The following is a 13,288-nucleotide window of genomic DNA, read 5'->3' on the forward strand; positions in this document are numbered from 1 at the left end:
AGCGATCGTCTATGCAGCGCGTAGACCTTCCTTGTATTTCGAGCCGTCAATTGCGGCGGCGATAAGTGAAGCTGGCACCGCTATCCACCAAGTAGGCAACCTATAAATGACATTAGCTCCCTTGCTTCACATCCTCAACTTCCTCGTCACCGCCAGCGGATTCCGCCACGTCCTCGCCGCCCGCTCGGCGCTCCCCGCCAGCATCGTACTCAAAATCCTTTCCTAGCTCCGACGTGAGGTGACTCCTTAGCATCTGAAATTTCAGACGAATATGCTCTCTAAATTTAACTTCATCAGGAATGTTCAGTCCATTCGTCGAAGAGTTAACAGTGTCTTTGGCCACAACAAGCAGCCTAGCCAGACCCAATCGCTGAGAATGGATAGTCATAATTCTCTTGACGAACATCTCGGCCAGCTTCCAGCAAACACCTACTACTGCTGTTAACGCCAAAGCAAATGGCAACCGCTGAAGCACCATCGCCATAACCTCCGAATACGAATCCGCATCGGCGACAAGAATATTCCTAGCACCTATAAAAAGCTGAAAAGCGCAGAACGCGATTACCAATATGCAGAAATATAAGAACCACTCATACGACCTCGACTGCTTCTTTCCCTCGGCCACGTAATCTTTGAATTCATCCGATATAAGACTCCGATCATTGGCCAACTGAGCGAGCTCGCTCTTGCGAGTGACTATGTTGTCGTTTAAAGAGTCCAACTCCTTTTCGAGTTGCGACTTGCTGTTCTTGGCAGCTGCAAGCTTATCGCTCAGCGTTCCAACGGAAATTTCAAGTTCTACCTTTTCCTTGGTTACCGCTTCAACCGCTGACTCTAGCCCTTCTTTCCGCCCCTGAAGATCCTCGACTTTCTCTTCCAAAATCTCGATTTCCGACTCGACCGTTGCCTTTAATTCTTTCGCTTCCGCCGCACGATCCTCAGCCTCATTAGCGACTGAGTTCCTTTCATTCGAATAAGATTCAATATCCTCCAAGAGATCAAGGGTCGAACTAAGCTTGGCTCCAGCAGCATCGAACTGAGAATACGAGTATCCGTAAATTTTTACGTTTGTCGCAACAAGCGATTTGAATATAACGTTAGCGCGAACACTAATTGATGCGCATACAGACTTAACTCGGAATCTGACAATCTTAGTCGCGACACCGCCCACACTTACACTAGCCGAACGCCCCGACACCTTTCGCCGAACACCATCTATGCCGGCAGCGTGCACTTCGAGAGTCAGGAGAATTCTAGCGGGATCGTCGGAATAAAAATCGAGCCTATCGATGTAAACAGGATCGACTGAGTAAAATTCACGCGCCTCACCCGAAATCCTAACGTTCTTAACGTTAGTGCCTTTCAGTAACCGGGAGAGACTTCCCTCACCTTTGACAAATCCATTTATCAACACCGGCGCGGACGGCAATGACTTCCGAAGGAGATCTCCGACACTGGCCATACTTTCCTTGTTCAACACATTAATTCCTTTTACTTTTTCAAAGAATCTCTTCATTCGCGCCTATAGTGACCGTGGTGCGATCAGGCGAACACGCGCCTGTAGACACTAAAGACCTTCTTTCTGCCCCATTGAGACACGACCACCAGAGGAGGGAAGCTCCCGCAGCCGCGAATAAAGTCATTTGTAAACGCCATTTATTATCCGCCACTTCAAATTAAGCACTTCTTCATACTTAAATACTTAGCCGGCGCGGCCAATGTGTGCGAGCCAATCCCACGCAGCTTTGTCAGCCCTTCCCCAGTGAACAACATCTCCATTCAGGACAAAAACCAGAATAGTTGCCTTCGCCAAGACGGGTATGGCTTCGAGCTGGGCATAGACACTTTTCGGCGTCATATCAGAAGGGACCTGAACAATCCAAAGATCATCGATCCAATGCCAATAAGGCCAGCCTTTTGCAGTAACAAAACCAGTCAATACGTTGCGTGCTTCTGCGTTTCCATTGCTTAAGCTGATCGCAATATTTTTCATGCGTCCCCCCCGCGGTCACCCAAGGCGCGACGAACGTTAACTGGCTCCGAGTCAACCATCTCGATAAGGCCGGAACTACTGTCGCCAATTATATTTTTTTCAATCGCCATTTTAGATAAAGTAAACTTTTCGGAGCGTAGTGAATCAGGGTCTTTCAAAGCAAAATATGCATAGAAGAACAGCGTGAAAATTAGAACAATAACTAAAAGAACGAAAAGAGCGAGTGTCAGCCAATCAGCTCCAGTCGCTTTGGAAGCCACGGCACTGGCCAGAAATATTGCCATGAGCCAGCACAGCGGCTGCAGCACTGTAGACCTATTGCCCGATGACGACTGCCTAGCCAGTAATTGCCTAATTAATTGATCAGCCATTTGCCACCAAAACATGGTTGGGGTACGAAGTAGAGGATTCAATCACCCGCACTTCGAATACCCACAGTTCAAACAAGTCGCACACCCATCCATCAGCACCAGCGCCTTCGTGCTGCACTTGTGGCACATGGTCGCGGACGGCGGGAAGCTCGCGCCGTCGCCGGTGATTGCGATGTCTTCGGGGTGATCGTCAGCAGAAGCAAACGCGCCCTCACTCCGGCCCTCGCCCGCCGAAGCGGGAGCGGGGGAAGATCGGCTCACGTCACTGTTTTTTTTTGAGCCTTCGCGCTGGGCGATCTGCTTGCGCTTCTCGGCGATCAGGGCTTTCTGGGCGTCGGACATTTCCGGGTCGTGCATCATGCCGATGGACTTCAGGTGGTCCTCGACGATCATGCCGAGCTCGGCGACCAGCGACGGCATGTACACGCCACCGGCCTTGAAGTAGCCACCCTTGGGATCGAACACGGCGCGCATTTCCTCGACGAGGAACGTCACGTCGCCGCCCTTGCGGAACACGGCAGACATGATGCGCGTCAGCGCGACGATCCACTGGAAGTGGTCCATCGACTTGGAGTTGATGAAGATCTCGAACGGGCGGCGCTGTTCGTGCTCGGAGCCGGCGTTGAGCACGATGTCGTTGATCGTCACATACATGGCGTGTTCGACCAGCGGGGACTTGATCTTGTAGGTGCTGCCGATCAGCACTTCCGGGCGCTCGATGCGCTCGTGCATGTGGATGACATCGGCCTTGGGCAGTTCCGCCTCGACGACTTCGCGCGGGACGGACGTCGCTTCGACGGCCTTGTCTTCCGGTTTGACGACGGCGTATCCGGTGATCTTGCGGTCGATCTTGACGGCCATGGCGGGTGTCCTGGGTGGGGCTGTTGTCGGTACGGCTGGGAAACTTTCGGCGGCGACGGACATCTGTCGCGACAGATGTTCTGAAAGATGGGTGGCGCCTGGTTCGGGATCGGGACGTCGTCCTTCCCTCACCCCAACCCCTCTACCCCGGCGGGCACGTAGTCCCGGAGGGAGAGGGGCTTTGAGCGACCGCTCTCTCATGGAGAGAGCGGCTTTGAAGCAGATGGATCAGGCCTTCTTCGACGCGCGCTTCGCAGCGCCCTTCTTGGCGGCGACCGAACGCTGGGCGGTCTTGACCGCCTTCTTGGCGACGCCCTTGCGGGCGGCGACGCTGCGCTTGGCGGTCGCGGTCTTGGCGGCGGCCTTCTTGGCGACCTTCTTCACCGCTTTCTTGACGGTCTTCTTGGTCGCGTTGACCTTGCGGGTGGTCGCGGCCTTCTTGGCGGCGGTCTTGCGGGTCGCCGCATTCTTGGTGGCGGCCTTCTTCGCCGGTGCCTTCTTGGCGACCGACTTCTTGACGACAGCCTTCTTCGCGGTGGCCTTCTTCGCCGTCGCCTTCTTGGCGGTCTTCTTGGTCGCCTTCTTCGCGGCGGTCTTGCCGGCGCCCTTGCGCTTGAGCGCGGCGATCTCGGTCGAGGCGGCGGTCTTGGCAGCGGCGAGCTTCTTCTTCACCGCGCTCACGCGCTTGCTCACGGCCTTGCTCGCGGTTTCGGCGCGCTTGGTCGCGGCCTTGCGCACCTTGGTGACGCGCTTGGTGACGGTCTTCTCGGCATCCTGCGCGCTCTTCTTCGCGGATTTCGCGACAGCGCTGGCGCGTTTCTTGACCTCGGCGACGATGTCCTTCGCCTTCTCGGCGACATCTTCGGCGGCGTGCGTCAGGGTGTCTGCAACCCCGTTTCCGTTACTCATTATGGGTGTCCTCGTCAGTGATCTTTACGGAGCACTTCGTCCGCGGCGGAAATGTAGCGCGAAGCCGGTGCACAGGGGAGCAGCAATTGCGGTTGCAGCGGTGATGCGAGTGCGGCGAGCGCTGCCGTGTGCGCGCCGGCGTTGCCGCCGACGCTTCGGGACAACACTCAGAACTTGCCGTAATAGCCTTCCTTCAGCGCGTCGAACAGATTGGCGGCGGTGTGCATCTCGCCGTCGTATTCGATCTGCTCGTTGCCCGCGACCTCCAGCACTTCGCCGCCTTCCAGCTCGAAGCGGTAGGTGGTGGCGGCGAGATCCGCCTCCTTCACCAGCACGCCCTGGAACGCGGCGGGGTTGAAGCGGAACGTCGTGCAGCCCTTGAGGCCCTGCTGGTGGGCGTAGCGGTAGATGTCCTTGAAGTCCTCGTACGGGTAGTCCGTCGGGACGTTCGCGGTCTTGGAGATCGAGCTGTCCACCCACTTCTGCGCGGCGGCCTGCACGTCGACATGCGCCTTGGGGGTGATGTCGTCGGCGGCGATGAAGTAGTCCGGCAGCTGCGCGTCGGCATTTTCCGAATACGGCATGGCCTTCGGATTGACGAGTTCGCGGTAGGCCAGCAGCTCGAACGAGAAGACGTCCACCTTTTCCTTGGACTTCTTGCCTTCGCGGATCACGTTGCGGCTGTAGTGGTGCGCGAAGGACGGCTCGATGCCGTTGGAAGCGTTGTTGGCCAGCGACAGCGAGATGGTGCCGGTGGGCGCGATCGAGCTGTGGTGGGTGAAGCGCGCGCCGGACTCGGCCAGCTGCTCGACGAGATCGGGCGCGACCTCGGCGATCTTCTGCATGTAGCGCGAGTACCTGGCGTGCAGCACCTTGCCGGGAATCTCCTGGCCGATCTTCCAGCCGTCAGCCGCCATTTCCGGGCGCTTGCGCAGCATGGCCGCGGTGACGGTGAAACGCTCCTCCATGATCGGCGCGGGGCCTTTTTCCTGGGCGAGCGTCAGACCCGTTTCCCAGCCGGCGACGGCCATCTCGCGCGCGATGCGCTCGGTGAACTCGCAGGAGTCGGGCTCGCCGTACTTCATCTGCAGCATGGTCACGGTGCTGCCGAGGCCGAGGAAGCCCATGCCGTGGCGGCGCTTGCGCATGATCTCGTCGCGCTGCTTCTGCAGCGGCAGGCCGTTGACCTCGACCACGTTGTCGAGCATGCGGGTGAACACGCGCACGACTTCCTTGTATTCCTCCCAGTCGAATGACGCTTCGCGGGTGAACGGCTTGCGCACGAACTTGGTGAGGTTGACCGAGCCCAGCAGGCAGGCGCCGTAGGGCGGCAGTGGCTGCTCGCCGCAGGGATTGGTCGCGCGGATGGTCTCGCACCACCAGTTGTTGTTCATTTCGTTGACGCGGTCGATGAGGATGAAACCCGGCTCGGCGTAGTCGTACGTCGAGACCATGATCATGTCCCACAGGTGCCGCGCGCGGACCTTGCCGTAGACCTTGCAGGCGACGAGGCCGTCGTCGCGCGACACGTAGCTGGTGGTCTGCGGCCATTCGCGCCAGATCACCTGCTCGGCATCGGCGAGGTCGAAATCGGCGGCTTCCTTCTCGTTGATCGGAAACACCAGCGGCCAGTCGGCGTCGGTGTCGACGGCTTCCATGAAACCGTCGGTGATCAGCAGCGAGAGGTTGAACTGGCGCAGGCGGCCGTCTTCGCGCTTGGCGCGGATGAAATCGCGCACGTCGGGATGGCTGACGTCGAAGGTGCCCATCTGCGCGCCGCGGCGACCGCCGGCCGACGACACGGTGAAACACATCTTGTCGTAGATATCCATGAAGGACATCGGGCCCGACGTGTACGCACCGGCGCCGGCGACGAACGCGCCCTTGGGCCGCAGCGTGGAGAACTCGTAGCCGATGCCGCAACCGGCCTTCAGCGTGAGGCCGGCCTCGTGCACCTTCTCGAGGATGCCGTCCATCGAATCGACGATGGTGCCCGACACGGTGCAGTTGATCGTGCTGGTCGCGGGCTTGTGCTCCAGCGCGCCGGCATTGGACGTGATGCGGCCGGCGGGAATCGCACCGCGGCGCAGCGCCCACAGGAAGCGCTCGTGCCAGTGGCGCTGCTTCTCGACGGTGGTCTCGGCTTCGGCGAGCGCCTTCGCGACGCGCTGGTAGGTGCCGTCGATGTCGGCATCCACGGCCACGCCCTGCTTGGTCTTGAGGCGGTACTTCTTGTCCCAGATGTCGTCCGACGCGGGCTGCATCGGAATGTCGGGACCGGGATCAGACTTCACCGCCGCGAGGCGAACCGTACTCATGCTGCTGTGCGCTCCTGGAATCGCGCCGGTGTGGACCGGTCGCCTGTGGTGTACGTGGTGCGGACGCGCGCGAACCGTCGGCGCATCAGATGCGGCCGATCGCTGCTGCGTTCAAAAGACTGGTGACCGCGCGGGCATATCGCCGGATGCGGCCGGGGGCCGTCTGTTCCATGACGTTCGAACCCATCGCGTGCATCCCCTTTGCTGCGAAGTGTCGCTGACCGTTGAAAGCCCCATGTGTTGGGAATTTCCAGGGCCGACACCCAATATGTAGTGGCGGCAACGGGGGTCCACGCTACGCCCGGACTCGGACCGGTGTCAACCGGAATTCCGGTCCGGAGACGATTCTCCGCCGGGCGGCGCCCGTTGGCCGGGCCGCTCGCGGATGAATGCGACTTTCAACACCGATTCAAATGCCGCATCGCACACTGGCACGCCTCGACGGCAGCCGTTAGGGTCGCCCGTCGAACCACTTCCATGCAGGCGTCGACCACGACGCACCGCCGACAGGGGACGTTCCATGCGCGCCAAGACCACCCTCCTCGCCCTGACCTGCGCCGCCGCGTTCGGTGGCTTCGCCGCCACCGCGATCCGCGACGTGGTGCAACAACCCGCGGGTGCCACACCGGGCGCTGTTGCCGCGGTGCCCACGATGGCCGCATTGCCGGCGGCGGTCGAAGGCGCGCCGCTGCCGTCGCTGGCGCCGATGCTCAAGACGGTGACGCCGTCAGTGGTGTCGGTGCACGCCAAGCAACGCGTGCGCGTGAGTCCGTTCGGCAACGATCCCTTCTTCCGCCGCATGTTTCCCGAACTCGACCAGGAGCGGATGAACGAGTCGCTGGGCTCGGGGGTGATCGTCGATGCGCAGCAGGGCTACGTGCTGACCAACCACCATGTGATCGAAGGCGCGGACGACGTGTCGGTGACGCTGGCCGACGGCCGCACGGTGAAAGCGGACTTCATCGGCTCGGACGTCGATACCGACGTGGCGCTGATGCGGATCACGGCCGACAACCTCACCGCGATTCCGCTCGCGCAGGATGCGAACCTGCAGGTCGGGGATTTCGTCGTCGCGGTGGGTAACCCGTTCGGCTTCGGACAGACGGTGACCTCCGGCATCATTTCCGCCGTCGGCCGCAGCAACGTGCCGGGCGTGGGCTTCCAGAACTTCATCCAGACCGATGCCTCGATCAATCCGGGCAACTCGGGCGGCGCGCTGGTCAACCTGCGCGGCCAGCTGGTCGGCATCAACACCGCGAGCTTCAATACGCGCGGCAGCATGGCCGGCAACATCGGCCTGGGCTTCGCGATTCCGATCGGCCTGGCCCGCAACGTGATGACCCAGCTGGCGGCGACCGGCAGCGTGCAGCGCGGCACGCTGGGCATCGACACGCAGACGGTGGATGCGCGCATCGCCCAAGGCCTCGGCCTCGACACGCCGCGCGGCGCGGTGGTCACGCGTGTCTACGGCGGCTCGCCGGCAGCGCGCGCCGGCCTGCGGACCGGCGACGTGGTGATCACGGCGAACGGCGAGCGCATCGACAACAGCGAATCACTGCGCAATTTCCAGGGCCTGCAGGCGATCGACACGCCGGTGACGCTCGAGGTGCTGCGCGACGGCCGCACCGTGAAGGTGGAGACGCGACTGACCGCGTTGCCACGCGACGGCGCCAGCGTCGACGCGCGTCTGACCGGCGCCCTGTTCGCCGATCTGCCCGAAGCCCTGCGTCGGCAGAACCAGCGCGCCGGTGGCGTCCTGGTGGAGAAGGTGGAACCGGGCAGCCGCGCGTTCCAGAGTGGTCTGCGCGATGGCGATCTGATCTTCGCGGCGAACAGCGGGCAGTTCCGCGACCTCGCCGGCTTCCGCGACTCGCTGGCCGATCGCCCGAGCGATCTGGTGCTGCGCATTTCACGCCGTGGACGCATCAACGACGTGATCATGCGCTGACTCGATTCCCCCCTTGTGCCGCGCCTCTCGCGCAGCACCGTTCAACTGACAGGAGCACGACCATGAGCCCCACTTCGACCGACGCGGTGAAGACCCATCTTGGCGAGGCAGGTTCGCACCTGACCCAGGCCGCCCGCGATGCAGGCGCCGCGGTCAAGAACGCTGCGAGCGTGGCCGCCGACGAGCTCAAGCTCGGCCGTGCGACCGTCAAGTCCGACCTCGCCGATTCCGCGATGGCCGGCGTCGCCGCGTTCGAGGAAGGTGGCACCGCTGCCAAGGAACAGTACGACGTGCTGCTCGACAAGGGTCGTGACCTGGTCGAAAGCGCTGCGGATCTGATCCGCGAGCGTCCGATCGCCGCGTTCGGCACCGCGTTCGCTGCGGGCTGGATCATCGCCAAGCTCGCGCGCAGCAAGTAAGCGCGCGTTTCGTGACCGAGCGCGTGACCGGGGAAGACCCGCGCGAGGAACCCGCCGGCAGCGCACAGCGTGCGCCCGGCGAAGCACCACACCTCGACGAAAGCATCCGCCGCATCCGTGCGGCGGCCACTGAAACCTTCAGCTCCGGACTCGACAGCGGCCGCGCTTTGCGCAAGCTGGTCGCGGCCGACTTCGCGTTGTCGCGCAGTGCGCTCGGGCGAGCGCTGGCGTGGTCGGCGGTGTCGGTGGTGTTCGGCGCATCGGCGTGGCTGCTGGCGATGGGCGCGGCGATTGCCTTGCTGCAGTCGTGGGGCCTGTCGTGGCTGGCGTCGATCTCCATCGCGACCCTGATCAGCCTGATCGTCACCGCGATCGCCGCCTGGCGTGTCTCGGTGTTCTTCGATTACGCCGGCATGCATGCCACGCGTCGTCAGCTTTCGCGTCTGGGCCTGTTCTCCGAAGCCGGGCATGACGACGAGGACGAGGACGACACGTCCCTGCCAGCGCGCGCATCAGACAAGGCGAAGACGCCATGAATTTCGAAGGCCTCAAGAACCGCGTCGAGCGTGCCGAGACCCTGGTCGACGGACGCGTGGTGCAGACCACCGATCGCTACCGCGCGCTGAGCGTCAGCTGGCGCGAAGCCTGGACGCCACCGCGCATCGTGATCGCGGGTCTGGTGATGGGGTTCGCGACCGGACACCTGGAGCCGCGTCGCGCACTGACGCGTCTCGGCAAACTGGGCGGCCCGAAGTCGATCCAGTTGCTCAGTGCGTTGTCCGGCCTGTTGACCTCGGTCCAGGCGACGGTCGCAGCGGCCACTGCCGAGAAAGCCGCCGAGACGGCGGACGACGCGGCGCAGACCGCCGACGAAGCGGCCGACAATGTCGCCGCGAAGACCGGTGGCGTCGCAGGCACGCAGGCGGCCGCTGCTGCAGGCGCTGCGGCAGCCGTGCAGGTGCAACAGTCCGCCTCCGACGCGACGCAGCAACAGCGCACGGGCGGCCAGACCCAGTCGGGCGCCACGCCTGCGGTCGATGCGTCGATGCCGCGCACTGATCGCGGCCGCCCCGACCCGGTGTTGTCGGAACAGCCGCGCCCCGCCGAAGCCGCTACGGAACTGTCGGAATCCGGACGCTGAGCGCCCGCCTCCCGGGCCGCCTGGAATCATCGCGATGAGTGTGCCCACCGTACCGCCGCCGGACGACGACGCGCCGCTTCCCGTCCCGACGCCGGTCGAGCCGCGGCCGCGCGCGTCCACCGCGCTGGTGGTACTGAGCACACTCGCGGTGCTGGTGACGCTGTGGGCCGCGCAGGGCGTGTTTCTGCCGGTGCTGCTGGCGATGTTCTTCGCGCTCGTCGGCAATCCCGTGTTGCGTGCACTGCGTCGGCTGTGGATTCCACGTTTCCTCGGCGCACTGCTGGTGCTGTCGGCCGGCCTGGTGGCAGCCGGCACACTCGGCGTGCAGCTCTATGGACCGGCCAGCGAGTGGGTGCAGCAGGCGCCCAAGCAACTCCGCACGCTGGCGCCGCGACTGCAGTCGATGACGCAGCCGGTGCATCAGGCCAACCAGGCGGCCGAATCCTTCGCGCGGGCGACCGAGAACAGGCCGCAGCGGCGCGTGCAGCTGGTCGAGATCCAGGACAACGCCTCGTGGCGCACGCTGGTGGCCACGCCGAAGATGCTCGCTTCGGTGCTGGCGGTGGTGCTGCTGACGTTCTTCTTCATGGTCTACGGCGAAAACCTGCAGCGCAATGCGATCGCGCTGCTGCCCGACCGGCAACGCCGCAAGCTCACGGTCGACATCATGCAGTCGATCGAACGCGAGATCTCGCGCTACGTCCTGACGATCTCCATCATCAACACCCTGCTCGGGGCGACCTTTGCCGGTGTACTGCTGTGGATGGGGTTCGCCCTGCAGGACGCCCTGCTGTGGGGCACGTTGGTCGCGCTGCTCAACTTCGCGCCGTACGTGGGCCCGCTGATCGGCCTGCTGCTGATGCTGCTGATGGGCTTCATCAGCTACGACGGCGCGTGGCCCACGGCCGCCTGGGCGCCGCTGGTGCCGGCGGCGATCTACCTGCTGCTGCACACCATCGAAGGCCAGTTCGTGACCCCGATTGTGCTCGGCCGGCGCATGGCGCTGTCGCCGCTGCTGCTGGTGCTGGCGCTGCTGGTGTTCGGCTGGATGTGGGGCCTCATCGGCCTGCTGCTCGCCGTGCCGCTGCTGGTCTGCGTGAAACTGGTACTGCAGCGCGTGGAAGGCTTCGACGGCTGGGCACGGTTGCTGGGCTGAACCGGCCGGCCGACGCTGCGCGTCCGTTACGGGACGCGCCGTTCCGCGGGGGCGACGGGGGCACTCGTTACAATGCCCGCATGACGTTTCCGATCCGCGCCATCACCCTCGATCTCGACGACACCCTCTGGCCGTTCGCGCCGATCGGCGCGCGGGTCGAACAGACTCTGGATGCCTTCCTGCGCGAGCACAGTCCCGCAACCGCGGACATGTATCCGATCGAGAAGATGCGCGATCTGCGGACGCGGGTGTTCGCCGAGAACGCGCACCTGATGCACGACCTGTCCGCGCTGCGCCAGCTCACCATCGAACACGCGCTGCGCGACAGCGGCGGTGATCCGGGCCTGCTGGATGCGGCGTACGAGGTGTTCTACGCCGAGCGCAACAAGGTCGAGTACTACCCCGACAGCCTCGCCGCACTCGAACGCATCGCAGCGCAGGTGCCGGTGGCGGCGGTGACCAACGGCAACGCGGATCTCGACCGCGTCGGCATCGGCCATCTGTTCGCGTTCACCCTCGGCTCGCGCGAACACGGCGTGGCCAAGCCGGATGCGAGCATCTTCCACGCCGCCTGCGACCGGCTGGGTTGCTCGCATGGCGACGTACTGCACGTCGGCGACCACATCGAGATGGATGTCGCCGGCGCCGCGCGTGCGGGACTGCGCACCTGCTGGATCAACCGCGAAGACCGGCGCTGGGAACATCCGACGCTCGCGCCCGATCTCGAATTCGACACGCTCACCGCGCTCGCCGACTGGCTCGATGCCGGCCCGACCATCGCCGACCGCATCTGACACAGGCTTTCCCATGACCGACACCACGACCGACCTCTTCGCCACCGCCTCGCAGGACGCACGTCCGCTGCACATCGTCTCTCGCGACGGGTATGCCGCCTGGCGCGACACGCGGCCGGCGTCGGTGCAGGCCTGGCTCGATGCGCAGGCCTTCGACGCGGCCCCGGGTGCGCTGGCCCTGTTGCCGGGCGATGGCGGTCTCGAAGGCGCAGTGATCGGCATCGGCGACGCACGCGATCCCGACAGCTACGCGCATGCGGTCTACGGCCTGCCGGAAGGCGACTGGCGCGTGGCCGGCGCGCATGACGCGGCGACGCTGCAGCTGGGCTGGGGCCTGGGCGCGTACCGCTTCACCCGCTACAAGACGACGGCGCGCAGGCCGGCGCGCTTGGCGGTCGATGCGCCCGATGCAGAAGCCGTGGACGTGATCGCCGCGACCACGCGCGTGCGCGATCTGGTCAACACGCCGACCGAGCACATGGGCCCCGAACAGATGGAAGCCGTGGTGCGCGAGATCGCGGAAGCACACGGCGCGCGCTTCGAGAGCATCGCCGGGGATGCACTGCTCGAACAGAACTTTCCCGCGATCCACGCGGTCGGCCGCGCTTCGCATCGCGCGCCGCGCCTGCTGCATCTGACGTGGGGCGACGCGGCGCATCCGCATGTCGCGATCGTCGGCAAGGGCGTGTGCTTCGACACCGGCGGGCTCGACATCAAGCCGGCCGACGGCATGCGCAATATGAAGAAGGACATGGGCGGCGCGGCGCATGCGATCGCGCTGGCCGAACTGGTGATGGCGCGCAAACTGCCGCTGCGCATCACCTTGCTGGTGCCGGCGGTGGAGAACGCGATCGGCCCGGATGCGTTCCGTCCGGGCGAAGTCATCGCCACGCGCAAGGGCATCAGCGTCGAGATCGACAACACCGACGCCGAAGGCCGCCTGGTGTTGTGCGATGCGCTGACGTTCGCCGGCGAGCAGTCGCCGGATGCGATTCTCGATTTCGCCACGCTCACCGGCGCTGCGCGTATCGCACTGGGCCCGGATCTGCCGGCGCTGTTCTGCAACGACGACGCACTGGCGAATGCCTGGATCGCCGGCGGCGAGGCGACGCGCGACCCGGTGTGGCGCATGCCGTTGTGGCGGCCCTACCTGCGCTATCTCACCAGCGGCATCGCCGACATCGCCAATGCCGGCTCACGCATGGCCGGCTCGGTGACCGCGGCGTTGTATCTCGAGCGCTTCGTGCCGGCGGACACGCCGTGGGCGCACCTCGACACCTATGCCTGGAACGACAGCAGCCGCGCGGGCCATCCGCAGGGTGGCGAGGCGCTGGGCCTGCGTGCGGCGTGGGCGATGCTGAAGTCGCGCGCCTGAGAC

The 13,288-nt window shown here is 63.9% G+C and carries 13 protein-coding genes; 7 read left to right on the top strand and 6 right to left on the bottom strand.

What is annotated here, in order from left to right; translation table 11 throughout:
* Positions 1 to 112 precede the first annotated feature (112 nt).
* The 6 genes from AC3IRM_RS14335 to AC3IRM_RS14360 form a co-directional block, all read right to left on the bottom strand.
* A complete protein-coding gene (locus AC3IRM_RS14335) occupies positions 113 to 1,516 on the bottom strand; it encodes a hypothetical protein (protein ID WP_489203751.1) in 1,404 nt (467 codons plus the stop codon).
* A 186-nt stretch (positions 1,517 to 1,702) separates the two neighbouring features.
* Positions 1,703 to 1,993, bottom strand: coding sequence for a hypothetical protein (locus AC3IRM_RS14340; RefSeq protein WP_489203752.1), 291 nt, complete (start codon positions 1,991 to 1,993; stop codon positions 1,703 to 1,705).
* Positions 1,990 to 2,301 carry a hypothetical protein gene (locus AC3IRM_RS14345; protein WP_489203753.1) on the bottom strand — a complete coding sequence of 104 codons (312 nt, stop codon included), beginning with the start codon at positions 2,299 to 2,301 and terminating at the stop codon, positions 1,990 to 1,992. Before AC3IRM_RS14345 ends, AC3IRM_RS14340 begins: the two co-directional genes overlap by 4 nt.
* Positions 2,302 to 2,406: 105 nt before the next feature.
* The gene (locus AC3IRM_RS14350; RefSeq protein ID WP_489205936.1) at positions 2,407 to 3,225 is read right to left on the bottom strand and encodes a TSCPD domain-containing protein; all 819 of its coding nucleotides are present in this window, start codon (positions 3,223 to 3,225) and stop codon (positions 2,407 to 2,409) included.
* Positions 3,226 to 3,453: 228 nt separating this feature from the next.
* On the bottom strand, positions 3,454 to 4,134 hold the full coding sequence (locus AC3IRM_RS14355) for a hypothetical protein (RefSeq protein WP_489203754.1): 681 nt from the start codon (positions 4,132 to 4,134) through the stop codon (positions 3,454 to 3,456).
* Between the two features lie 167 nt (positions 4,135 to 4,301).
* Positions 4,302 to 6,452, bottom strand: coding sequence for an adenosylcobalamin-dependent ribonucleoside-diphosphate reductase (locus tag AC3IRM_RS14360; protein WP_489203755.1), 2,151 nt, complete (start codon positions 6,450 to 6,452; stop codon positions 4,302 to 4,304).
* Positions 6,453 to 6,972: 520 nt separating this feature from the next.
* Here AC3IRM_RS14360 and AC3IRM_RS14365 point away from each other — a divergent pair.
* From AC3IRM_RS14365 to AC3IRM_RS14395, 7 genes are all read left to right on the top strand, one after another.
* Positions 6,973 to 8,400, top strand: a complete 1,428-nt coding sequence (locus tag AC3IRM_RS14365) for a Do family serine endopeptidase (RefSeq protein ID WP_489203757.1) — start codon at positions 6,973 to 6,975, stop codon at positions 8,398 to 8,400.
* Between the two features lie 62 nt (positions 8,401 to 8,462).
* Positions 8,463 to 8,819: a hypothetical protein gene (locus tag AC3IRM_RS14370; RefSeq protein WP_310156070.1), complete on the top strand. Its 357-nt coding sequence runs from the start codon at positions 8,463 to 8,465 to the stop codon at positions 8,817 to 8,819.
* A gap of 23 nt (positions 8,820 to 8,842) precedes the next feature.
* The gene (locus AC3IRM_RS14375; RefSeq protein WP_489203759.1) at positions 8,843 to 9,355 is read left to right on the top strand and encodes a phage holin family protein; all 513 of its coding nucleotides are present in this window, start codon (positions 8,843 to 8,845) and stop codon (positions 9,353 to 9,355) included.
* A complete protein-coding gene (locus tag AC3IRM_RS14380) occupies positions 9,352 to 9,960 on the top strand; it encodes a hypothetical protein (protein ID WP_489203760.1) in 609 nt (202 codons plus the stop codon). Before AC3IRM_RS14375 ends, AC3IRM_RS14380 begins: the two co-directional genes overlap by 4 nt.
* 34 nt (positions 9,961 to 9,994) lie before the next feature.
* A complete protein-coding gene (locus tag AC3IRM_RS14385) occupies positions 9,995 to 11,116 on the top strand; it encodes an AI-2E family transporter (RefSeq protein ID WP_489203761.1) in 1,122 nt (373 codons plus the stop codon).
* 80 nt (positions 11,117 to 11,196) lie between these two features.
* On the top strand, positions 11,197 to 11,910 hold the full coding sequence (locus tag AC3IRM_RS14390; RefSeq protein WP_489203762.1) for an HAD family hydrolase: 714 nt from the start codon (positions 11,197 to 11,199) through the stop codon (positions 11,908 to 11,910).
* A gap of 13 nt (positions 11,911 to 11,923) precedes the next feature.
* Positions 11,924 to 13,285, top strand: a complete 1,362-nt coding sequence (locus AC3IRM_RS14395) for a leucyl aminopeptidase family protein (RefSeq protein ID WP_489203763.1) — start codon at positions 11,924 to 11,926, stop codon at positions 13,283 to 13,285.
* Positions 13,286 to 13,288 lie beyond the last annotated feature (3 nt).

The sequence above is a fragment of the Luteimonas sp. KH_071 genome, assembly GCF_057838005.1.